Origin of the sequence: Pseudomonas sp. LFS074, assembly GCF_047978165.1 — a bacterium.
GTDB lineage: Bacteria > Pseudomonadota > Gammaproteobacteria > Pseudomonadales > Pseudomonadaceae > Aquipseudomonas > Aquipseudomonas putida_P.
Genome location: NZ_JBFPFV010000001.1, coordinates 1091866 through 1115699, shown reverse-complemented (window position 1 = coordinate 1115699; position 23834 = coordinate 1091866). Strand labels below are relative to the sequence as shown.

General features: G+C 62.1%; 18 protein-coding genes and 1 pseudogene. 17 read left to right on the top strand and 2 right to left on the bottom strand.

Going from position 1 to position 23834, the window contains the following annotated elements; all coding sequences use genetic code 11:
* The first annotated feature begins 299 nt into the window (after nucleotides 1-299).
* The 13 genes and pseudogenes from arcD (at nucleotide 300) to ACNQP3_RS05065 (ending at nucleotide 15882) form a co-directional block, all read left to right on the top strand.
* Complete coding sequence (arcD, locus tag ACNQP3_RS05125; RefSeq protein ID WP_012270695.1) at nucleotides 300-1727, top strand: arginine-ornithine antiporter; 1428 nt, start codon at nucleotides 300-302, stop codon at nucleotides 1725-1727.
* A 33-nt stretch (nucleotides 1728-1760) separates the two neighbouring features.
* Nucleotides 1761-3020: an arginine deiminase gene (arcA, locus tag ACNQP3_RS05120; protein ID WP_012270694.1), complete on the top strand. Its 1260-nt coding sequence runs from the start codon at nucleotides 1761-1763 to the stop codon at nucleotides 3018-3020.
* 69 nt (nucleotides 3021-3089) lie between these two features.
* Nucleotides 3090-4100 (top strand): ornithine carbamoyltransferase, encoded by a 1011-nt coding sequence (locus ACNQP3_RS05115; RefSeq protein WP_012270693.1) that lies wholly within the window; start codon nucleotides 3090-3092, stop codon nucleotides 4098-4100.
* A 69-nt stretch (nucleotides 4101-4169) separates the two neighbouring features.
* Nucleotides 4170-5099, top strand: coding sequence for a carbamate kinase (gene arcC, locus ACNQP3_RS05110; protein ID WP_012270692.1), 930 nt, complete (start codon nucleotides 4170-4172; stop codon nucleotides 5097-5099).
* A 56-nt stretch (nucleotides 5100-5155) separates the two neighbouring features.
* On the top strand, nucleotides 5156-5524 hold the full coding sequence (locus tag ACNQP3_RS05105; protein ID WP_012270691.1) for a DUF5064 family protein: 369 nt from the start codon (nucleotides 5156-5158) through the stop codon (nucleotides 5522-5524).
* A gap of 159 nt (nucleotides 5525-5683) precedes the next feature.
* Nucleotides 5684-7192 (top strand): sigma-54-dependent transcriptional regulator, encoded by a 1509-nt coding sequence (locus tag ACNQP3_RS05100; protein WP_012270690.1) that lies wholly within the window; start codon nucleotides 5684-5686, stop codon nucleotides 7190-7192.
* A gap of 136 nt (nucleotides 7193-7328) precedes the next feature.
* Nucleotides 7329-8525: pseudogene (gene gltS / locus ACNQP3_RS05095) on the top strand (sodium/glutamate symporter); the annotation flags it as partial.
* Between the two features lie 278 nt (nucleotides 8526-8803).
* Nucleotides 8804-9187, top strand: coding sequence for a glycine cleavage system protein GcvH (gene gcvH / locus ACNQP3_RS05090; protein ID WP_012270688.1), 384 nt, complete (start codon nucleotides 8804-8806; stop codon nucleotides 9185-9187).
* Nucleotides 9188-9198: 11 nt separating this feature from the next.
* Complete coding sequence (gene gcvP, locus ACNQP3_RS05085) at nucleotides 9199-12054, top strand: aminomethyl-transferring glycine dehydrogenase (protein ID WP_264316853.1); 2856 nt, start codon at nucleotides 9199-9201, stop codon at nucleotides 12052-12054.
* A 152-nt stretch (nucleotides 12055-12206) separates the two neighbouring features.
* Nucleotides 12207-13583, top strand: a complete 1377-nt coding sequence (locus ACNQP3_RS05080) for an L-serine ammonia-lyase (RefSeq protein WP_012270686.1) — start codon at nucleotides 12207-12209, stop codon at nucleotides 13581-13583.
* Nucleotides 13584-13610: 27 nt separating this feature from the next.
* On the top strand, nucleotides 13611-14732 hold the full coding sequence (gene gcvT / locus ACNQP3_RS05075; protein WP_012270685.1) for a glycine cleavage system aminomethyltransferase GcvT: 1122 nt from the start codon (nucleotides 13611-13613) through the stop codon (nucleotides 14730-14732).
* 358 nt (nucleotides 14733-15090) lie between these two features.
* Nucleotides 15091-15303 (top strand): cold-shock protein, encoded by a 213-nt coding sequence (locus ACNQP3_RS05070; RefSeq protein WP_012270684.1) that lies wholly within the window; start codon nucleotides 15091-15093, stop codon nucleotides 15301-15303.
* Nucleotides 15304-15393: 90 nt separating this feature from the next.
* Nucleotides 15394-15882 carry an RDD family protein gene (locus ACNQP3_RS05065; protein WP_003255094.1) on the top strand — a complete coding sequence of 163 codons (489 nt, stop codon included), beginning with the start codon at nucleotides 15394-15396 and terminating at the stop codon, nucleotides 15880-15882.
* Between the two features lie 60 nt (nucleotides 15883-15942).
* Here ACNQP3_RS05065 and lptG read toward each other — a convergent pair whose 3' ends face one another.
* Together lptG and lptF are read right to left on the bottom strand one after the other, a co-directional pair.
* Entirely contained in the window at nucleotides 15943-17004 is a 1062-nt protein-coding gene (gene lptG, locus ACNQP3_RS05060) for an LPS export ABC transporter permease LptG (RefSeq protein WP_012270683.1), read from the bottom strand.
* Nucleotides 16997-18112, bottom strand: coding sequence for an LPS export ABC transporter permease LptF (lptF, locus tag ACNQP3_RS05055; protein ID WP_012270682.1), 1116 nt, complete (start codon nucleotides 18110-18112; stop codon nucleotides 16997-16999). Before lptF ends, lptG begins: the two co-directional genes overlap by 8 nt.
* Nucleotides 18113-18413: 301 nt before the next feature.
* Between lptF and ACNQP3_RS05050 the strand changes: the two genes are divergently transcribed.
* The 4 genes from ACNQP3_RS05050 (at nucleotide 18414) to ACNQP3_RS05035 (ending at nucleotide 23766) form a co-directional block, all read left to right on the top strand.
* Nucleotides 18414-19907, top strand: coding sequence for a leucyl aminopeptidase (locus ACNQP3_RS05050; RefSeq protein ID WP_012270681.1), 1494 nt, complete (start codon nucleotides 18414-18416; stop codon nucleotides 19905-19907).
* Between the two features lie 48 nt (nucleotides 19908-19955).
* On the top strand, nucleotides 19956-20384 hold the full coding sequence (locus ACNQP3_RS05045) for a DNA polymerase III subunit chi (protein WP_060493431.1): 429 nt from the start codon (nucleotides 19956-19958) through the stop codon (nucleotides 20382-20384).
* 5 nt (nucleotides 20385-20389) lie between these two features.
* A complete protein-coding gene (locus ACNQP3_RS05040; RefSeq protein WP_264316852.1) occupies nucleotides 20390-20755 on the top strand; it encodes a DNA polymerase III subunit chi in 366 nt (121 codons plus the stop codon).
* A gap of 164 nt (nucleotides 20756-20919) precedes the next feature.
* Nucleotides 20920-23766 carry a valine--tRNA ligase gene (locus ACNQP3_RS05035; RefSeq protein ID WP_012270678.1) on the top strand — a complete coding sequence of 949 codons (2847 nt, stop codon included), beginning with the start codon at nucleotides 20920-20922 and terminating at the stop codon, nucleotides 23764-23766.
* Nucleotides 23767-23834: the final 68 nt, after the last annotated feature.

Genomic DNA, 23834 nt, shown 5'->3' with positions numbered 1-23834 from the left:
ATTAGCAGCAGTACGGCAACTAGAAAAGAAACTGATAAAACTCAAAATTCTTGTGAAAAATTTGCGAAAGCGGCAAAAGCGGCTAGTTTCAAGCTTCGCAGGCTGAACAGAGCGTTTGCTCTAGAAGGACATGGAGGTGCCAGCGCGCAAGGCCTGCAGCTTAAGCTGTCGGCACTCTCCAGGAGCACCCGTGAAGGAAATTTCCTACCTTCACATCGCCTTAAACTGACGCAAGTCAGGTTACGGCAAAGGCGTCGGATCTATTCTGTCGTCAACTTTCTCCTGGCAGGAGTTGTTAAATGTCTGATTCATCCGGAAAACTAAAGCTTGGTGCGTTAGTTGCACTTGTCGTCGGTTCGATGATTGGTGGCGGGATCTTCTCGCTGCCGCAAAACATGGCCGCCAGCGCAGGGGTTGGCGCGGTGTTGATCGGTTGGGGCATCACCGCGGTCGGCATGCTGACCCTGGCGTTCGTGTTCCAGACCTTGGCCAACCGCAAGCCTGATCTGGATGGCGGGGTATATGCCTACGCCAAGGCCGGTTTTGGCGACTACATGGGCTTCTCCTCAGCCTGGGGCTACTGGATCAGTGCCTGGCTGGGCAACGTCGGCTACTTCGTGCTGTTGTTCAGCACCTTGGGCTACTTCTTCCCAATCTTCGGTGAAGGCAACACGCCGGCCGCCATCATTGGCGCGTCGATCCTGTTGTGGGCCGTGCACTTCCTGGTATTGCGCGGTATCAAGGAGGCAGCGTTCATCAACCTGGTCACCACCGTGGCCAAAGTGGTGCCGCTGGTGCTGTTCGCCCTGATCTGCCTGTTCGCCTTCAGGCTCGATATCTTCACCGCCGACATCTGGGCCGTAGGCACACCAGAGCTTGGCAGCGTGATGAACCAGGTGCGCAACATGATGCTGGTCACCGTGTGGGTGTTCATCGGCATCGAGGGCGCGAGCATTTTCTCGTCCCGGGCGGAAAAACGCTCTGACGTGGGTAAGGCCACGGTCATCGGCTTCGTTACCGTGCTGCTGTTCCTGGTGCTGGTCAACGTGCTGTCGCTGGGCATCATGACCCAACCAGAGCTGGCCAAGCTGCAGAACCCGTCGATGGCCGCCGTGCTGGAACATGTGGTCGGCCACTGGGGCGCGGTGCTGATCAGCGTCGGCCTGATCATCTCGCTGCTGGGGGCCCTGCTGTCGTGGGTGCTGCTGTGCGCCGAGATCATGTTCGCCGCCGCCAAGGACCACACCATGCCGGAGTTCCTGCGCCGCGAGAACGCCAACCAGGTACCGGCCAACGCCCTGTGGCTGACCAACGCCATGGTGCAGATCTTCCTGGTGATCACGCTGTTCTCCAACAGCACCTACCTGTCGCTGATCTACCTCGCCACCTCGATGATCCTGGTGCCCTACCTGTGGTCGGCGGCCTACGCCTTCCTGCTGGCACTGCGCAGCGAAACCTACGAACAGGCCCTGGCCGAGCGCAAGAAAGACCTGATCATCGGCGGTATCGCCTTGTTGTACGCCGTCTGGCTGCTGTACGCCGGCGGTGTGAAATACCTGCTGCTCTCGGCCCTGCTCTACGCACCTGGCGCCATCCTGTTCGCCAAGGCCAAGCGTGAGGTAGGCCAACCTGTCTTCACCAACGTGGAAAAACTGATCTTCGCAGCCGTGGTCGTCGGCGCCCTGGTGGCAGCCTTTGGCCTGTACGACGGCTTCCTGACCCTTTGACCCACGTCTTCGTTCAATTGGAGGAATGAAACCATGTCCGCTGAAAAACAGAAGTACGGTGTCCACTCCGAAGCCGGCAAACTGCGCAAAGTGATGGTTTGCGCCCCGGGCTTGGCGCACAAGCGCCTGACGCCGAGCAACTGCGACGAACTGCTGTTCGACGATGTGATCTGGGTCGACCAGGCCAAGCGTGACCATTTCGACTTCGTCACCAAGATGCGCGAGCGTGGCGTGGATGTGCTGGAAATGCACAACCTGCTGACCGACATCGTGCAGAACAAAGAGGCCCTGAAGTGGATCCTCGACCGCAAGATCACCCCCGACACCGTCGGCGTGGGGCTGACCAACGAAGTGCGCAGCTGGCTCGAAGGCCTTGACCCGCGTCACCTGGCCGAATTCCTGATCGGTGGTGTGGCGGGCCAGGACCTGCCACAGAGCGAAGGCGCCGATGTGGTCAAGATGTACAACGACTACCTGGGCCACTCCAGCTTCATCCTGCCGCCACTGCCCAACACCCAGTTCACCCGCGACACCACCTGCTGGATCTACGGCGGCGTCACGCTGAACCCGATGTACTGGCCGGCGCGCCGCCAGGAAACCCTGCTGACCACCGCCATCTACAAGTTCCACAAGGAATTCACCGGCGCTGACTTCCAGGTGTGGTACGGCGACCCGGACAAGGACCACGGCAATGCCACCCTCGAAGGCGGTGACGTGATGCCGATCGGCAATGGCATCGTGCTCATCGGCATGGGCGAGCGCACCTCGCGCCAGGCCATTGGCCAACTGGCGCAGAACCTGTTCGCCAAGGGCGCCGTCAAGGAAGTGATCGTTGCCGGCCTGCCGAAGTCCCGCGCCGCCATGCACCTGGACACCGTGTTCAGCTTCTGCGACCGCGACCTGGTCACGGTCTTCCCGGAAGTGGTGAAAGAGATCGTGCCATTCATCATCCGCCCGGACGAAAGCAAGCCTTACGGCATGGATGTGCGCCGTATCAACAAGTCGTTCATCGAAGTGGTCGGCGAGCAGCTTGGCCTCAAGGGTGGCCTGCGCGTGGTCGAGACCGGCGGCAACAGCTTCGCCGCCGAGCGCGAACAGTGGGATGACGGCAACAACGTGGTGGCCATCGAGCCCGGCGTGGTCATCGGCTACGACCGCAACACCTACACCAACACCCTGCTGCGCAAGGCCGGCATCGAGGTCATCACCATCAGCGCCGGCGAACTGGGCCGGGGCCGGGGCGGCGGCCACTGCATGACCTGCCCGATTGTGCGCGACCCGATCGACTACTAACGACCATTACGCCCGGCCGCACCCACAAAGTGGCGGCCGGGACATCACCGGACTCAAGGAGAAACTGTCATGGCGTTCAACATTCACAACCGCAACCTGCTCAGCCTGGAACACCACACCACGCGCGAGTTGCGCTACCTGCTTGACCTGTCCCGCGACCTCAAGCGCGCCAAGTACACCGGCACCGAACAGCAGCACCTGAAGGGCAACAACATTGCCCTGATCTTCGAAAAAACCTCCACCCGTACCCGCTGCGCGTTCGAAGTGGCCGCCTATGACCAGGGCGCCAACGTTACCTATATCGACCCCAACTCTTCGCAGATCGGTCACAAGGAGAGCATGAAGGACACTGCCCGTGTGCTCGGGCGCATGTACGACGCCATCGAATACCGTGGCTTCAAGCAGGAAATCGTCGAAGAGCTGGCCAAGTTCGCCGGCGTACCGGTGTTCAACGGCTTGACCGACGAATATCACCCGACGCAGATGATCGCCGACGTGCTGACCATGCGCGAACACAGCGACAAGCCGCTGCACGACATCAGCTACGCCTACCTGGGCGACGCCCGCAACAACATGGGCAACTCGCTGCTGTTGATTGGCGCCAAGCTTGGCATGGATGTGCGCATCGCCGCGCCCAAGGCGCTGTGGCCACACGACGACCTGGTCGAACGCTGCAAGAAGTACGCTGAAGAAAGCGGCGCGCGCATCACCCTCACCGAAGATCCGAAAGCCGCGGTCAAGGGTGTGGACTTCGTGCATACCGACGTGTGGGTATCGATGGGTGAGCCGATCGAGGCCTGGGGTGAGCGCATCAAGCAGCTCAAGCCTTATCAGGTGAATGCCGAACTGATGAAGTCCACCGGCAACCCACGGACCAAGTTCATGCACTGCCTGCCGGCGTTCCACAACTCCGAAACCAAAGTCGGCAAGCAGATCGCCGAACAGTACCCAGACCTGGCCAACGGTATCGAAGTGACCGACGACGTGTTCGAGTCACCCGCCTGCATCGCCTTCGAGCAGGCGGAAAACCGCATGCACACGATCAAGGCGATCCTGGTTTCGACCCTGGCTGACCTCTGACGGCGTACCTCGCCCTCCTTGTGGGGGGCGAGGTGTACCCCTCTTCTGCAAATGCAAAGGACATTCCCCATGCGTATCGTTGTTGCATTGGGCGGCAACGCCCTGCTGCGTCGCGGCGAGCCCATGACCGCTGACAACCAGCGCGCCAATATCCGCACCGCCACCGAACAGATCGCCAAGATTCACCCCGGTAACGAGCTGGTCATCGCCCACGGCAACGGCCCGCAAGTCGGCCTGCTGTCGCTGCAGGCCCTTTCCTACAAGCCGGACGAAGCCTACCCACTGGACGTGCTGGGTGCCGAAACCGAAGGCATGATCGGCTACATGATCGAACAGGAACTGGGCAACCTGCTGGCCTTCGAGGTGCCGTTCGCCACCTTGCTGACTCAGGTGGAAGTGGACGCCAACGACCCAGCGTTCAAGGACCCGACCAAGTTCATCGGCCCGGTCTACAGCAAGGAAGAAGCCGAGCGCCTGGCCAAGGAAAAGGGCTGGGTAGTCAAGGCCGACGGCGACAAGTACCGCCGCGTGGTGGCCAGCCCGAAACCCAAGCGCATCTTCGAAATTCGCCCGATCAAGTGGCTGCTGGAAAAGAGCAGTATCGTGATTTGCGCCGGCGGTGGCGGCATCCCCACCATGTACGATGAAAACCGCAAGCTCAAAGGCATCGAGGCGGTGATCGACAAAGACCTGTGCTCGGCGCTGCTGGCCGAACAATTGGAAGCCGACCTTCTGATAATCGCCACCGACGTCGATGCAGCCTACATTGACTGGGGCAAGCCAACGCAGAAAGCCATTGCCCAGGCCCACCCGGACGAACTCGAACGCTTGGGCTTCGCTGCCGGCTCCATGGGGCCGAAGGTTCAAGCAGCCAGTGATTTCGCCCGCAATACCGGCAAGGTCGCCGTGATCAGCTCGCTGGAAAACATCGAGGACATCGTCAAGGGCACCGCCGGCACTCGGGTTTCTACCGAGAAGCCTGGGATCAGCTACCGTTGAATGCAGTCGGCGGGCTCACGGGGCCCGCCATTTTCGACCTTCCAAAGGAGCTAACCATGGCCCAGTACCACCCCGGTCATGTACACATCGAGCGCACTGCGCTGAACAATGCCGACCACAGCTACGACCTGAACATCGAGTACGAGGCCGTGTCGGACCCCAGGGAAGGCAGAGGCATTCAATTCCACATGCATGGCAGCATCGAAGGCAAACCGGTGGAAGAAAAGTTCTTCCTCCCCAAGGACCAGGTACTGCCCAGTTTCCTCATGCTGCTGACCCGCAAGGCCCAGTCGTACCTGGCGCCGCCAAAGAAGTTCGAGACCCTGAGTTCGCCACACAAGCTCTATGACTATATGTTCGCGGACATCCGCGAAAAGCTCGATGTGAAATCGGGCGACCCGATCAAACCTGAACATCTCGAGTGATTTCAGCATTTTGCGGCTGCTTTGCAGCCCAAGGCCGCTCCCACAACTGAATGCGTAAACGTTGTGGGAGTGGCCTAGTGTCGCGATAGGGCCGCAAAGCGGCCCCGGCGATGTTAAGGCATACTACCGCCCTCCCCGGCCACCACCTTTCGCCTCCCCATGCGCATCCACGTCAGCTTCATCGACCGCGTCGGCATCACCCAGGAAGTCCTCGCCCTGCTCGGTGCCCGCAACCTCAACCTGGACGCCGTGGAGATGGTCCCGCCGAACGTCTACATCGACGCCCCCACCCTCAGCCCCGCCGTGCTCGAAGAACTGCATGACGCGCTGTTCGAAGTACACGGCGTGCAGTCGGTGGACGTGGTCGACATCCTCCCCGGCCAGCGTCGCCACCTGCAACTCGATGCCCTGCTAGCGGCCATGAGCGACCCGGTGCTGGCGGTGGACAGCGCAGGCCTGGTGTTGCTGGCCAACCCGGCGCTGATCGAACTGTGCGGCCGTGAATCCGCCGGGCGCTCGGTGGATGAACTGTTTGGCGACCCTGCACTGCTGCAGGCCCTGCTGGACAACAACTTCCACCTGCCCATGCGCGAAATGCAGTTGAACGGCCAGAGCCTGCTGCTGGACGCCATGCCGATCACCAACGCCGGTGGCCTGCTGACGCTGTACCCACCTTCGCGCATGGGCGAACGCCTGTCGGCCCTGCACCACGACCACGCCGAAGGCTTCGATGCCTTGCTTGGCGAGTCGCCGGTCATACGCACCCTGAAGGCCCGCGCCCTGCGCGTGGCAGCGCTTGATGCGCCACTGCTGGTACATGGTGAAACCGGCACGGGTAAAGAGCTGGTCGCCCGCGCCTGCCATGCCATCAGCAGCCGCCATGCGGCACCGTTCCTGGCACTGAATTGCGCCGCGCTGCCCGAGAGCCTGGCCGAGAGCGAGTTGTTCGGTTACGCCCCCGGCGCCTTCACCGGCGCGCAACGCGGTGGCAAGCCCGGGCTGATGGAGTTGGCCAATCAGGGCACGGTGTTCCTTGATGAAATTGGCGAAATGTCACCGTACCTGCAGGCCAAGCTGCTGCGCTTTCTCAGCGACGGCAGCTTCCGCCGGGTGGGCGGTGACCGCGAGGTGAAGGTGGATGTGCGCATCATCAGCGCCACCCACCGCGACCTGGAGCGCATGGTTGCCGAAGGTAGCTTCCGCGAAGACCTGTTCTACCGCCTGAACGTGCTCAACCTGCAGGTGCCGCCACTGCGCGACCGTGGCCAGGACATCCTGATGCTGGCGCACTTCTTCATGCAGCAGGCTTGCACGCAGATCCAGCGCCCAGCCTGCCGGCTGACTCCGGCCACCCATTCGGCACTGCTGGCCAACCCTTGGCCGGGCAATGTGCGTCAGTTGCAGAACGTGATTTTCCGCGCGGCGGCCATCTGCGAGAGCAACCTGGTGGACATCGGCGACCTGGACATTGCGGGGACCTCGGTGGCACGCGGGCAAGAGGGTGAAGTGGCCAGCCTGGAACAGGCCGTGGGAGATTTCGAACGCGAACTGTTGCAGCGCCTGTATGCCAGTTACCCATCGACGCGGCAACTGGCCGGGCGCTTGCAAACTTCGCATACCGCCATCGCCCAGCGCTTGCGCAAATATGGAATACCCGGCAAACCCTGATAGTTATCGTCAAAACTGGCGGATGGTTCAGACTTTTCCTAACCGCGCAGCCGCAATTGACGGGAGTGCTCGCCGTAGAATGGTGACGTTGTAATTTCGCTTGTCACCCTGAACGAAGAGTACCCTGATGATTTAACTCGATTTTTACGGGACACTTGTAGCCGCCTCTTTAGTATTGCTACTGGGGCGTAGTTTGGTCGCACGAATTGGTTTCCTGCGTACTTACAATATCCCGGAGCCTGTTGCAGGCGGCCTGGTCGTTGCCTTGTCACTCTTGGCCTTGCGCAGTTTCGATGTACACGTCCAGTTTGATACCTCGCTGCAAACGCCGTTGATGTTGGCATTCTTCGCCACCATCGGCTTGAGTGCAGACTTCGCCAGCCTGAAAAAGGGCGGGCGCGTGGTGGCGGTGTTTTTGCTGGTGGTCACAGGCTTGCTGCTGGTTCAGAACGCCATGGGCATCGGCCTGGCAACAGCATTGGGGCTCGATCCGCTGATGGGCTTGCTGACCGGTTCTATCAGTTTGTCGGGGGGCCACGGTACAGGCGCTGCCTGGGGCGCAACCTTCACCGAGAGATTTGGCCTGGCTTCGGCATCCGAACTGGCAATGGCCTCTGCCACCTTCGGCCTGGTGCTGGGCGGTTTGATTGGTGGTCCCGTCGCCAGGATGTTGATCAAGCGCGTCAAGGCACCCGGTATCGAAGAAGAAGTTCCGCAGTTACCAAAGGGTTTCGAACACCCGCATAAAGAGCGCCTGATTACGCCATTTACATTTATCGAGACCCTCGCACTTATTGCCGTCAGCTTGCTGGCCGGCACACTACTTAATAGCGCATTGAAAGGCACAACATTTGAACTACCGACCTTCGTCTGCGTACTCTTCGTGGGGGTAGTGTTGCGCAACGGGCTTTCAGCAATCGGCTTTTACCGTGTATTCGAGCGGGAAGTGTCAGTAATGGGCAACGTGAGTTTGTCCCTGTTCCTGGCCATTGCCTTGATGTCGCTCAAATTGTGGGACCTGGCAGCCCTGGCCTTACCCTTCTTCATCTTGTTGGCCGTGCAGACACTGGTCATGGCGCTATTCGCGATCTTCGTGACCTTCAGGGTGATGGGGCGCAACTACGATGCGGCAGTCCTGGCCGCAGGGCACTGCGGCTTCGGCTTGGGTGCGACGCCGACGGCCATCGCCAACATGCAGGCGGTGACCCAGCGCTACGGCGCCTCCCAGATTGCCTTTCTGGTGGTACCGATGGTGGGCGCGTTCTTCATCGACATCATCAATGTCGTCGTGATCAAGTTGTACCTGGCATTGCTCCTCCTTATCGGAGGATGAACCCGGCTCTCAAGGCTGTATCGATTTCAGTACGCCGGATTGAAATCGATACACAACCATTCAGATGCGTCTGCACAAGGGTTTGATCACAAAACCCTTTCTCTCCCCTCGCCAACTGTAGCGTTATCGTTCCACAAAAATGTCAAACGCATTGCAGAAACAATATAAGCATATGATTTATAACGATTTTTTGTGATTGGCCGCGATATTGCTTAGGGAATCGCAACCCAAGAGCGCGGAGCCACCGCGCCCAACGCCCTGCTTCCCGAGGATTCCCCATGAGCGAGTTGCGTTTCACTGAAGATCACGAATGGCTGCGCGTCGAAGCCGATGGCAGCGTCACCGTGGGTATCACCGCCTACGCCCAGAACGCCCTTGGCGATGTGGTTTTCGTGCAACTGCCCGAGTTGCAGCAGTACGAGAAAGGCAGCGAAGCGTCCACCGTTGAATCGGTAAAGGCCGCCAGCGGCGTGTACATGCCGCTGAGCGGCGAAGTGGTCGCGGTCAACGACCAGCTCGAAAACAGCCCAGAGCTGGTCAACGAAGACCCGATGGGCGAAGGCTGGTTCTTCCGCTTCAACCCGGCCGACATGAGCGAAGTCAGCGCACTGCTCGACCAGGACGCCTACGACCGCCTGATCAAAGCCAACGACGACGCTTGAGGAACTGCGCCATGACCATCAACCTCGGCACCGCCAACGAATTCATCGCCCGCCACATCGGCCCGCGCGCCGTTGACGAACAGGCCATGCTCGCCGCCCTGGGCTTCGACTCGCTGGACGCCATGACTGCCGCAGTCATCCCTGACAGCATCAAGGGCACCAGCGTGCTTGGCTCGCACGACGGCCAGAGCGAAGCCGACGCGCTCGCCGCGCTCAAGGCCATCGCCGGCAAGAACCAGCTGTTCAAAAGTTACATCGGCCAGGGCTACTACAACACCCACACTCCGGCGCCGATCCTGCGCAACCTGCTGGAAAACCCAGCCTGGTACACCGCCTACACCCCGTACCAGCCAGAAATTTCCCAGGGCCGCCTGGAAGCGCTGCTGAACTTCCAGACCTTGATCAGCGACCTGACCGGCCTGCCGATCGCCAATGCCTCGCTGCTCGACGAAGCCACTGCCGCCGCAGAGGCCATGACCTTCTGCAAGCGCCTGTCGAAGAACAAGGCCAGCCACACCTTCTTCGCCTCCGTGCACTGCCACCCGCAAACCCTGGACGTGCTGCGCACCCGCGCCGAGCCGCTGGGTATCGAGGTCGTGGTCGGCGACGAGCGCGAGCTGGGCGATGTCAGCGCCTTCTTCGGCGCCCTGCTGCAGTACCCAGCCAGCAACGGTGAAGTGTTCGACTACCGTGAAGTGGTACAGCGCTTCCACGCCGCCAACGCCTTGGTCGCCGTCGCTGCCGACCTGCTGGCGCTGACGCTGCTGACCCCTCCGGGCGAGTTCGACGCCGACGTGGCCATCGGCAGCGCCCAGCGTTTTGGCGTACCCCTGGGCTTCGGTGGCCCGCACGCGGCCTACTTCGCCACCCGCGACGCGTTCAAGCGCGACATGCCGGGCCGCCTGGTCGGCGTATCGATCGACCGCTTCGGCAAAACCGCCCTGCGCCTGGCCATGCAAACCCGCGAGCAGCACATCCGCCGCGAAAAGGCCACCAGCAACATCTGCACCGCACAGGTACTGCTGGCCAACATCGCCAGCATGTTTGCCGTGTACCACGGCCCGGCCGGCCTCAAGCGCATTGCCGAGCGTACCCATGCGCTGACCGCGATCCTGGCCGCCGGCCTGAAGGCCCTGGGCGTACCGGTAGTGGGCACCAGCGCCTTTGACACCCTGACCCTGGCCACCGGTACCGCCACCACCAGCTTGCATGACAAGGCACGCGCCCAGGGCATCAACCTGCGCCAGATCGACGCCGCCCACCTGGGCCTGTCGCTGGACGAAACCAGCAGCCAGGCTGACGTCGAGTCGCTGTGGCAGCTGTTCGCTGGTGACCAGGCACAACCTGACTTCGTCGCCCTGGCCGCCAGCACCGGTTCGCTGCTGCCCACCGCCCTGCTGCGCCAGTCGGCCATCCTCGAACACCCCGTGTTCAACCGCTACCACAGCGAAACCGAGTTGATGCGCTACCTGCGCCGCCTGGCCGACAAGGACCTGGCGCTGGACCGCAGCATGATCCCGCTGGGCTCGTGCACCATGAAGCTGAACTCCGCCAGCGAAATGATCCCGGTCACCTGGGCCGAGTTCGGCAACCTGCACCCGTTCGCCCCGGCCGAGCAGAGCCAAGGCTACCTGCAGATGACCACCGAACTGGAGGCCATGCTGTGTGCCGCCACCGGTTATGACGCAGTATCGCTGCAGCCCAACGCCGGCTCGCAGGGCGAATACGCAGGCCTGTTGGCCATCCGCGCCTATCACCGCAGCCGCGGCGAAAGCCACCGCGACATCTGCCTGATCCCATCGTCGGCCCACGGCACCAACCCGGCCACCGCACACATGGCGGGCATGCGCGTCGTAGTCACCGCTTGTGACGCCCGCGGCAACGTCGATGTCGAGGACCTGCGCGCCAAGGCCATCGAACACCGCGAGCGCCTGGCCGCGATCATGATTACCTACCCGTCGACCCACGGTGTGTTCGAGGAAGCGATCGGCGAAATCTGCGCAATCATTCACGACAACGGTGGCCAGGTGTATATCGACGGCGCCAACATGAACGCCATGGTCGGCCTGTGCGCCCCTGGCAAGTTCGGTGGCGACGTTTCCCACCTGAACCTGCACAAGACCTTCTGCATCCCGCACGGTGGCGGCGGCCCGGGCGTCGGCCCGATTGGCGTCAAGTCGCACCTGGCGCCGTTCCTGCCTGGTCACGCGAAACTGGAAAACACCGAAGGTGCGGTGTGCGCCGCACCGTTCGGCAGCGCCAGCATCCTGCCGATCACCTGGATGTACATCCGCATGATGGGCGGTGCCGGCCTCAAGCGTGCCTCGCAGATGGCGATCCTCAATGCCAACTACATCGCCCGCAGCCTGGAAGAGCACTATCCTGTTCTGTATACCGGCGGTAATGGCCTGGTGGCTCACGAGTGCATCCTCGACCTGCGCCCGCTGAAGGACACCAGCGGCATCAGCGTCGACGACGTGGCCAAGCGCCTGATCGACTTCGGCTTCCATGCCCCGACCATGTCCTTCCCGGTGGCAGGCACGCTGATGATCGAACCGACCGAAAGCGAGTCCAAGGAAGAACTCGACCGTTTCTGCAACGCGATGATCCAGATCCGCGAAGAAATTCGCGCGGTCGAGAACGGTAGCCTGGACAAGGACGACAACCCGCTGAAAAACGCCCCGCACACGGCGGCCGAGCTGGTTGGCGAATGGGCCCATGGCTACAGCCGCGAACAGGCGGTGTACCCGCTGCCGAGCCTGGTGGAAGGCAAATACTGGCCGCCAGTCGGCCGGGTCGACAACGTGTTCGGCGACCGTAACCTGGTATGCGCCTGCCCGTCGATCGAGAGCTATCAGGACGCCTGATAGCTTTCGGGCCCGTTCCCTGAGTTGAGGTGTGGGCCTCTGTGGGAGCGGGTTTACCCGCGAATGCGATGGTGGCTTTACCGCCGCATTCGCGGGTAAACCCGCTCCCACAGGGTTCACCGTCCGTCCTGAAACCCTGGCAGGAGGTCACCATGTCATTGAGTGTCTTCGACCTGTTCAAGATCGGCATCGGCCCCTCCAGTTCACACACAGTCGGCCCGATGCGTGCCGCTGCGCGCTTTGCCGAAGGGCTGCGCCGTGACGGCCTGCTTGCCAGCACCGCCAGCGTCAGGGCCGAGCTGTATGGCTCACTGGGCGCCACCGGCAAGGGCCATGGCAGTGACAAGGCCGTGCTGCTGGGCCTTGAAGGCGAACACCCAGACATTATCGACACCGACAGCATCCCGGCTCGGCTGCAGGCCATCCGCGACAGCGGCCGCATCAACCTGCTGGGCGAGCACAGCATTGCGTTCATCGAAAAGCAGCACCTGGCGATGATCCGCAAGCCGCTGGACTACCACCCCAATGGCATGATCTTCCGCGCGTTCGACGAGGCCGGCCTGCAAATCCGCAGCCGCGAGTACTACTCGGTGGGCGGCGGTTTCGTGGTGGATGAGGACGCCGCCGGCCATGACCGCATCGTCGAGGACAGCACTGTGCTGGCCTACCCCTTCAAGACGGCCAAGGAACTGCTAGGCCATTGCTCTGCAATGCAACTGTCAGTCAGCCAAGTGATGTTGGCCAACGAGGCCGCCTGGCGCCCAGAGGCAGAAACCCGCGCCGGGCTGCTGCGCATCTGGCAGGTGATGCAGGATTGCGTCGAAGCCGGTTGCCAGCACGAAGGTATCTTGCCAGGAGGGCTCAAGGTAAAACGCCGGGCACCAGCCCTGTACCGCCAACTGAGCCGCCACCCGGAGGCCAGCCTGCGTGACGCCCTGTCGGTGCTTGACTGGGTCAATCTCTACGCTTTGGCGGTGAACGAGGAAAACGCCTATGGCGGGCGTGTGGTTACCGCCCCCACCAACGGTGCGGCGGGCATCGTCCCGGCGGTACTGCACTACTACATGCGTTTCGTGCCGGGTGCCAGCGAGGACGGGGTGGTGCGCTTTCTGCTCACCGCTGCGGCCATCGGCATCCTGTACAAGGAAAACGCCTCCATCTCCGGCGCCGAAGTGGGCTGCCAGGGAGAAGTCGGCGTCGCCTGTTCGATGGCCGCCGGGGCGTTGTGCGAAGTGATGGGCGGCAGCGTGCAGCAGGTGGAGAACGCCGCCGAAATCGGCATGGAACACAACCTGGGCCTGACCTGCGACCCGATCGGAGGCCTCGTGCAGGTGCCCTGCATCGAACGCAATGCCATGGGTTCGGTGAAAGCCATCAACGCGGTGCGCATGGCCTTGCGCGGGGACGGCCAGCACTTCGTGTCCCTCGACAAGGTCATCCGCACCATGCGCCAGACTGGCGCCGACATGAAAAGCAAATACAAAGAGACCGCCCGAGGCGGCCTGGCCGTCAACATCATCGAATGTTGACCCGACAACAACAGCAAGGAGTCACCGATGTCCGAAACACTGCTCAAGACCCCACTGCATGCCCTGCACCTGGAATTGGGGGCGCGCATGGTGCCGTTCGCCGGCTACGACATGCCAGTGCAGTACCCGCTGGGCGTGCTCAAGGAACACCTGCACACCCGCGAGCAGGCCGGCCTGTTCGATGTCTCGCACATGGGCCAGATCATCCTGCGCGGCGCCGATGCCGCCAAGGCCTTGGAAAGCCTGGTGCCAGTGGACATCATCGACCTGCCGGTGGGCATGCAACGCTATGCCATGTTCACCAATGAACAAGGCGGTATCCTTGACGACCTGATGGTGGCCAACCTGGGCGACGACACCCTGTTCCTGGTGGTGAACGCCGCTTGCAAGGACCAGGACCTGGCCCACCTGCAAACGCACATCGGCGGCCGTTGCGAGGTGCAGCCATTGTTCGAGCAGCGTGCCCTGCTCGCCCTGCAAGGGCCGGCAGCGGTCAAGGTGCTTGAGCGCCTGGCCCCGGAAGTGGCCGGCATGACCTTCATGCAGTTCCGCCCGGTGAAACTGCTGGGTGAAGACTGCTTCGTCAGCCGCTCGGGCTACACCGGCGAAGACGGCTACGAGATTTCGGTACCGGTCCAAGGCGCCGAAGCTTTGGCCCGCCGCCTGCTGGCCGAGCCGGAAGTACAACCTATCGGCCTGGGCGCGCGCGACTCGCTGCGCCTGGAAGCCGGCCTGTGCCTGTATGGCCATGACATGAATACCGAGACCACTCCGATCGAAGCCAGTCTGCTGTGGGCGATTTCCAAAGTGCGCCGTGCCGAGGGTGCGCGTGCTGCAGGGTTCCCTGGCGCCGAGGCAATCTTCGCCCACCAGCGCGAGGGAGTGGCGCGCAAACGTGTCGGGCTGTTGCCACAAGAACGTACCCCAGTACGTGAAGGGGCGGACATTGTCGATGCAAACGATAAACCGGTAGGTAAAGTGTGCAGCGGTGGCTTTGGCCCGACACTCGGCGCCCCTGTTGCAATGGGTTATATCGAGAGTGAACATGCTGCACTCGACACCCCCCTGTTTGCCGTAGTACGCGGCAAGAAGGTTGCCTTGAAAGTCAGCAAAATGCCTTTCGTGGCACAACGTTACTACCGTGGTTGAAACGGTTCTGTGAAGGTTGTGGGCAGGTTCGACATATTCGTTTTCGAACCTTCCCAATAACTTTTGAACATGGCGCCAGGCCAGGCGCCACGCCGTTTCCGACAAAGCGGTCGGTTATCGGCAGACGGTCATTTTTCCATACGACCAAGGGCTTGTTTTTCGCTCGGGAGTTGGCGTAGAGTCACTGCACTGTGTTTGCATGGGTCGCAACAGTTCGTGACCTGGGCCAGTAGCCGAGATTTGCTACAACCCGTTCGACGTCTCTTACTTTCCTGCAACCCAGCCCAGTAATCTTTCGCTTACAAACAAGTGCGAAAGTAACTGTCATCAAAATTCAAGCTTCATAGGAAATAAGACAATGGCTGAGCGTCAGAACGGTACCGTCAAGTGGTTTAACGACGAGAAAGGTTACGGTTTCATCACCCCAGAAAGCGGTGCTGATCTGTTCGTGCACTTCCGTGCTATCGAAGGCAACGGTTTCAAAAGCCTGAAAGAAGGCCAGAAGGTTACCTTCGTAGCCGTCCAGGGCCAGAAAGGCCTGCAGGCCGACCAGGTTCAGGTCGTCGCATAAGCGAATACCAGACACCCAAAAGCCCCTGCCAAGTGCAGGGGCTTTTTTTTGCCCGTAGAATAGCGGCTTCGTCTTCTGGAGCCGTCCTGCATGTCCAAGCCTCTGCTCACACCCCAGGGTGATTTTCCGCCGGTCGGCCTGGGCCGGCGCCTGGCGGCGATGTTCTATGACTTTCTGCTGTGTACGGCACTGCTGATCGTAACCGCTGGTGCCTACAAGATGATCCAGATGTCGATTATCGGCGAGGCGCGTATGCGCGAGCTGACCGAGGCCGGCGCACTGGATGGCGACCCTCTGCTGTCAACGGTGTTGCTGTTCGCCCTGTTCGGCTTCTTTGCCAAGTTCTGGACCCACGGTGGGCAGACCCTGGGCATGCAGGTGTGGGGTGTGCGGGTGCAGAACGCCGATGGCTCGGCCATCAGCCTGTGGCAGGCGCTGTTGCGCTTTGTGGTATCGATCGCCTCATGGCTGTGCCTGGGGCTGGGTTTTTTCTGGGTGCTGATCGACAAGCGCAAGCGCGGTTGGCATGACATCTACTCGGAAAGCCAACTGGTGCGGGTGCCGAAGCAGAAGAAATGACCCAGAACGGGCCTACGAAAAAGCCGACCCTAGGGTCGGCTTTTTATGCAGCTCAGGCCATCAACCCGCTCGGCGCAACAACCACACACCCGCCAGCGCACAGATGCCTGCCGGGATCACCACCGCCAGCAGCGGCGGGAAGCCGAACACCTGGCTCGAAGGCCCCAGCAGGTCCTGGCCGATGCGGAACACGAAGCCCACCAGTACACCGGTGAACACGCGCTGGCCAAGCGTCACCGAACGCAGCGGGCCAAAGATGAACGAGATCGCCATCAGCACCAGTGCCGCCGTCACCATCGGCTGCAGCACCTTGGTCCAGAACGCCAGCCAATAACGGGCGTTGTTCAGGCCCTGGTCGGACAAGTAGTGGATGTAGTCCCACAGCCCGGTGATCGACAGCGACTCCGGCGCCAGAATCACGGTATTGAGCAGTTCTGGCGTAAGCGAAACGTCCCAGCGCTCCTGCGGCGCGTTGACCACTTCGGTGTGGTCGCCACGGAAGTAGGTGGTGCGCACGTCAGCCAGCAGCCAGTGGTCGTCCTGGTACTGCGCGCGGCGGGCGAAGCTCGAGGTGACGATCTTGCGCTCGTTGTCGAAGCGGTAGCGGGTTACACCCAGCAGCAGGCCGTTGGGCTGCACGGCGTTGATGTGCACGTATTCCTCGCCCTGGCGGTGCCACATGCCGCGTTTGGAGCTTTGCGCTTCACCGCCACCCTGGGCCAGGGAACGGTCGGCCTGGGCCTTGTTCTCGGTCACCGGTGCCACGTACTCGCCAATCAGCAGGCCAACCAGCATCAGCACCAGCATCGGCTTCATCACCGCCCAGACGATACGGCCGATGGAAACACCCGCCGCACGCATGATGGTCAGTTCGCTGCTGCTGGCCAGGCTGCCCAGGCCGATCAGGCAGCCGATCAATGCCGCCATCGGCAGCATTTCGTACAGCCGCCGTGGTGCGGTAAGCAGGACGAAGTTGCCCGCTTCCATCACCGTGTAGGTGTCACTCAGGTCGCTCATCTCATCGATGAAGGCGAACAGCGAGGCCAGGCCGAGGATGATCCCCAGCACAGCCAGAATGGCCATCAGCACGCTCTGGCCGATGTAGCGGTCGAGCTTAGCCATGGGCCACCTCCGCACGGCGAGCGGCGCGTTTGAGGCGCAGAGGCTCCCAGTACATCAGACCAAGGCCGATCAGCAGGAACAGGCCGTGGACCCACCACATGCCCAGGGCGATCGGCAGTTTGCCCTTCTCGAGGGCGCCGCGTACGGAAATCAGCATTGTCAGGTAGGCCATGTACAGAAGAATTGCTGGCAACAGCTTGAGGAAGCGGCCTTGTCGCGGGTTGACCCGTGACAGCGGCACCGCCAGCAAGGTAACGACAAACACCAGGATCGGCAGCGATATCCGCCATTGCAGTTCGGCGCGCTCACGCAGGCCTTTCTTGCCAATCAGCTCGGAGGTAGGGATAGCTTCGCGCTCGGTTACCTCCTCGGCGACTTCCGGCTTGGGCAGCAGCACGCCGTAAGTGTCGTACTTGATAGCACGGTAGTCGGCCTGGCCCGGGTTGCCGTCGTAGCGGTAGCCGTTCTCCAGGACCAGGTAGCGGTTGCCGTCGGCCTGGATCTCCTGGTGGCCTTTCTCGGCGACCAGCACCGACGGGGCACGGTCCTTGGTCTTGTCCTGGTTGAAGCGCTTCTCGGAGATGAACACCCCAGCCAGGTTGATGCGGTCATCCGACAGTTGCTCGGTGTAGGTTACCCGCGAGCCATCACGTAATGTCTGGAAGCGGCCCGGCACCAGAGTGTCGAACTCGGTCAGGGCATCCTGCTGGCTGATGATCTGCTGCACCTGGGCTACGCCCAGCGGTGCCAGGCTCAGGCTCAGCCAGGCCACCAGCAGGGCGACCAGGGCAGCCGGCGCCATGGTCAGGCCCAGCAAGCGCTGCTGGCTCATGCCCGTGGCCGACAGTACGGTCATCTCGCTTTCCAGGTACAGGCGCCCGTAAGCCAGGAGAATGCCGAGGAACAGCCCCAGCGGCAGGATCAGCTGCAGGAAGCCCGGCAGGCGGAAGCCCATGATCAGGAACAGCACACCCGGATCGAGCACGCCTTGGGCAGCCTGGGCCAGGTACTTGATGAAGCGCCCGCTCATGATGATCACCAGCAGCACAGCGCTGACGGCGCTCAAGGTCACCAGGACCTCGCGGGACAGATAACGAAAGACGATCAAACCAGACACTCCTGGGTTGTCAGGGCGGACTGCCATGCAATGGCGCCAAACAATGACTTAGTACATCCAAGACCAATGCCGGTTCGCCAAAGGCGAACCTCCATGTAAAGTGCGCGCATTATCCTGTGATTGGCCGCCCCTGTCACTTGGCCGCGCATGAAGGTGCACAACGGGGTTGTCAGCACGCTTGCCGCAGGCTCAAACTGGCAGCTTTTCTGCTGGTGCGCGACGACGCGGCCAGGCCCGTCCAGAGCGCTGGAACGCACAGCGCCATACGTATCGATCATTCGGGGACCCTGACATGGAACTGGTTGTAAAAAGCGTAGCTGCTGCATCCGTAAAAACCGCCACGCTGGTCATTCCGGTAGGTGAAAATCGCAAGCTCGGCGCTGTTGCCAAGGCAGTCGACCAGGCCAGCGAAGGCGCCATCAGCGCCGTGCTCAAGCGCGGCGACCTGGCCGGCAAGCCGGGGCAGACCTTGCTGCTGCAGAACCTCGCGGGCCTGAAGGCCGAGCGCGTGCTGCTGGTTGGCAGTGGCAAGGAAGAAGCCCTGGGTGATCGCGCCTGGCGCAAACTGGTTGCCAGTGTCGCTGGCGTACTCAAGGGCCTGAACGGCGCTGATGCCGTACTGGCTCTGGACGATATCGCTGTCAGCAACCGCGACGCCCACTACGGCAAGTACCGCCTGCTGGCTGAAACCCTGCTCGACGGCGAGTATGTGTTCGATCGTTTCAAAAGCCAGAAGGCCGAGCCACGCGCCCTGAAAAAGGTCACCCTGCTGGCCGACAAGGCCGGCCAGGCCGAAGTCGAGCGCGCGGTCAAGCACGCCAGCGCCATCGCCACCGGCATGGCCTTCACCCGCGACCTCGGTAACCTGCCGCCCAACCTTTGCCACCCAAGCTTCCTGGCCGAACAGGCCAAGGACCTGGGCAAGGCGCACAAAGGCCTCAAGGTTGAAGTGCTGGACGAGAAAAAGATCAAGGACCTGGGCATGGGCGCTTTCTACGCCGTGGGCCAGGGCAGCGACCAGCCGCCACGCCTGATCGTGCTCAATTATCAGGGCGGCAAGAAGGCCGACAAGCCGTTCGTGCTGGTCGGTAAAGGCATTACCTTCGACACCGGCGGTATCAGCCTCAAGCCAGGCGCCGGCATGGACGAAATGAAATACGACATGTGCGGCGCCGCCAGCGTGTTCGGCACCCTGCGTGCCGTGCTCGAGCTGCAACTGCCGATCAACCTGGTGTGCCTGCTGGCCTGCGCCGAGAACATGCCAAGTGGCGGCGCCACCCGCCCGGGTGACATCGTCACCACCATGAGCGGCCAGACCGTGGAAATTCTCAACACCGACGCCGAAGGCCGCCTGGTGCTGTGCGATACCCTGACCTACGCCGAACGCTTCAAGCCACAGGCGGTGATCGACATCGCCACCCTGACCGGCGCCTGCATCGTTGCCCTGGGCAGCCACACCTCCGGCCTGATGGGCAACAATGACGACCTGGTCGGCCAGTTGCTCGATGCCGGAAAGCGCGCCGACGACCGTGCCTGGCAGCTGCCGCTGTTCGACGAATACCAGGAGCAGTTGGACAGCCCGTTCGCCGACATGGGCAACATCGGCGGGCCGAAGGCCGGTACCATCACCGCTGGCTGCTTCCTGTCGCGCTTCGCCAAGGCCTACAACTGGGCGCACATGGACATCGCCGGCACCGCCTGGGTAAGCGGCGGCAAGGACAAGGGCGCCACTGGCCGCCCGGTCCCCCTGCTGACCCAGTACCTGCTGGACCGCGCTGGCGCCTGACGCCGTGAAGCCGGTGGTGCCCTGCGCCACCGGCCGGCGAGACCAACCATGAGCAAAGTCGACTTCTACATCTTGCCCACCGACTCGCTGTCGGCGCGGCTCGATTTCGCCTGCAAACTGTGCGAAAAAGCCTGGCGCCTCGGCCACCGTGTTTATCTGCACTGCCAGGATACTGAACAGCGCAGCGAGCTGGACCAGCGCTTATGGCGTTTCAAGGGCGAGGCGTTCGTGCCCCACGACCTGGCCGAAGTGCATGCCGATGCTGACGTGGCCCTGGGCCTGGCTGACAACGCAGGCGAGCACCACGACCTGCTGATCAACCTGGGCGCCAGCGTGCCGGGTTTTGTCGGCCAGTTCGAGCGGGTAGCCGAAATCGTCGTCGAAGAGCCTGGTATCCGCCAATCAGCCCGTGAGCGATTCCGTTTCTACCGTGAACAGGGCTATGCTCTGCAAGACCACCGCTTACAGCGACTTTGACGACGATGGACAAGCCCTCCCCTTTGCCCGACTCCGCCCACCTGCTCGATGACCTTGAGTCGATCCGCCAGCTGCTTGGCGACGCCGACCTGCAACCGCCGCTGCTGACCGAGACGGTAGAGCAGATCCCGTTGCTGCTGGAAGAGCCTGCCGGCAAACCTGCCCCTGTTGCCAAACCGGTAGCTGTAGAACCCGAGGAAGACCCGCAGACCCGCCGCCAGGACACCCTGCTGCACCTGGAAAGCGAGCTGCGGGCGGCTGCGCAGTTGATCATGCAGGACGTGATCAACGACTTTACCCCGCACATCGAGAACGAGATCAAGCGCCGGCTGGATGCGCGGATCGAGCGGTTGATCAAGCGTTCGGAGTGACCTTCGCGACACAAGGCCGCTGCCACAGGAGGAAGGCGTTCATCTGTGGCAGCAGCCTTGTGTCGCGAAAGGGCTGCAAAGCAGCCCCCGGCCTGTCGCCTAAACCCTGTGCCTTCGTTATACTTTTCGGCTTTCCCGAATAAATGCACAGGGTCCCGCCGCGCATGGATAAGACCTACCAGCCGCACGCTATTGAAACTTCCTGGTACAACACCTGGGAGTCCGAGAACTATTTCGCCCCGCAAGGTGCAGGCGAGTCCTACACCATCATGATCCCGCCGCCGAACGTCACCGGCAGCCTGCACATGGGCCACGGGTTCAACAACGCGATCATGGACGCCCTGATCCGTTTCCGTCGCATGCAAGGCCGCGACACCCTGTGGCAGCCAGGCACCGACCACGCCGGTATCGCCACGCAGATGCTGGTCGAGCGCCAGCTCGAAGCCAAAGGCCAGAACCGTCATGACCTGGGCCGCGAAAAGTTCCTGGAAAAGGTCTGGGAGTGGAAGGATCAGTCCGGTGGCAACATCAGCCGCCAGATCCGTCGCCTGGGCTCGTCGGTAGACTGGAGCCGCGAGCGCTTCACCATGGACGACGGCCTCTCCGAAGCCGTTAAAGAAGCGTTCGTGCGCCTGCATGAAGACGGCCTTATCTACCGCGGCAAGCGCCTGGTCAACTGGGACACCAAGCTGCACACGGCCATCTCCGACCTCGAAGTGGAAAACCACGACGAGAAAGGCCACCTGTGGAACCTGCGCTACCCGCTGGCCGACGGCGCCAAGACCGCCGAAGGCCAGGATTACCTGGTCGTTGCCACCACGCGTCCAGAAACCCTGCTGGGTGACGCCGCCGTGGCCGTCAACCCGAACGACGAACGTTACCAGGCACTGATCGGCAAGTTCGTTGAACTGCCACTGGTCGGTCGCCGCATTCCGATCATCGCCGACGACTACTGCGACCCAGAATTCGGTACCGGTTGCGTGAAGATCACCCCGGCCCACGACTTCAACGACTACGAAGTCGGCAAGCGCCACAACCTGCCGCTGCTGAACATCTTCGACAAGAACGCCTTCGTGCTGGCCAGCGCCCAGGCCTTCAACCTCGACGGCAGCGTCAACGAGCAGGTCGACACCCGACTGCCGGCCCAGTACGCCAACCTCGACCGCTTTGTCGCGCGCAAGCAGATCGTCGCCGACCTGGACGCCCAGGGCCTGCTGGTCAGCATCGACGACCACGCGCTGAAAGTGCCGAAAGGCGACCGCTCCGGCACTGTCATCGAGCCGTGGCTGACCGACCAGTGGTACGTTTCCACCAAGCCGCTGGCAGAACCCGCCATCGCCGCTGTGGAAGATGGCCGCATCCAGTTCGTGCCCAAGCAGTACGAGAACATGTACTTCTCCTGGATGCGCGATATCCAGGACTGGTGCATCAGCCGCCAGCTGTGGTGGGGCCACCGCATTCCGGCGTGGTACGACGAGGCCGGCCAGGTCTATGTCGGCCGCGACGAGGCTGAAGTGCGCACCAAGCATAACCTGGGCGCCGACGTGGTCCTGCGCCAGGACGACGACGTGCTCGACACCTGGTTCAGCTCGGGCCTGTGGACCTTCTCCACCCTGGGCTGGCCGGAACAGACCGAATTCCTCAAGAAGTTCCACTCCACCGACGTGTTGGTGACTGGCTTCGACATCATCTTCTTCTGGGTTGCGCGCATGATCATGCTGACCATGCACCTGATCAAGAACGAAGACGGCACCCCGCAGGTACCGTTCAAGACCGTGTACGTGCACGGCCTGGTACGTGACGGCCAGGGCCAGAAGATGTCCAAGTCCAAAGGCAACGTCCTGGACCCGCTGGACATCGTCGACGGCATCACCCTCGATGCCCTGCTGGAAAAACGCACCAGCGGCATGATGCAGCCCAAGCTTGCCGAAAAAATCGCCAAGCAGACCAAGGCCGAGTTCCCTGAAGGTATCGCCAGCTACGGCACCGACGCCCTGCGCTTCACCTTCTGCTCGCTGGCCTCCACTGGCCGCGACATCAAGTTCGACATGGGCCGCGTCGAAGGCTACCGCAACTTCTGCAACAAGATCTGGAACGCTGCCCGCTACGTGCTGGACAAGGGCGAAGACTGCGGTCAGAACGGCGAAGCCTACGAACTGTCGCTGGCCGACCGCTGGATCATCTCGCAACTGCAGCGCACCGAAGCCGAAGTGACCCGCCAGCTGGAGCAGTTCCGCTTCGACCTGGCCAGCCAGGCGTTGTACGAGTTCATCTGGAACCAGTACTGCGACTGGTACCTGGAGCTGTCCAAGCCGGTACTGTGGGACGAAAACGCCCCGGTCGAGCGCGCCCGTGGCACCCGCCGCACCCTGGTGCGCGTGCTGGAAGTAGCGCTGCGCCTGGCGCACCCGTTCATGCCGTTCATCACCGAAGAAATCTGGCAGCGCATCGCGCCGCTGGCTGGCATCGATGGCAAGACCATCATGCTGCAGCCGTGGCCAGTGGCCAATGAAGCGCGCATCGACGCCGCTGCAGAAGGCGACATCGAGTGGCTGAAAGAGCTGATGGTCGGCCTGCGCAACATCCGCGCCGAGATGAACATCGGCCCCGGCAAGCCGCTGCCGCTGTTCCTGAAGAACGCCAACGCCGACGACCAGCGCCGCCTGCAGGAAAACGAAGCGCTGCTGAAGAAGCTGGCCAAGGTCGAGTCGTTCACCGTCCTCGGCGATGCCGACGAAGCGCCGCTGTCGGCCACCGCACTGGTGGGCGATCTGCAGGTGCTGGTGCCGATGGCAGGCCTGATCGACAAAGACGCCGAGTTGGCTCGCCTGAACAAGGAAATCCAGCGTCTGCAAGGTGAAGTCCAGCGCGTGGGCGGCAAGCTGTCCAACGCCGCCTTCGTCGACAAGGCGCCGCCTGCGGTGATCGAGAAGGAGCGCGCCAAGCTGGCCGAGTCCGAGCAGGCCCTGGCCAACTTCACCGAGCAACATGCGCGGATTGCAGCGCTGTAACAATCTGATAGACCGCAGGGGCCGCGTTGCGGCCCTTTCGCGACACAAGGCCGCTCCTACAGGGACGG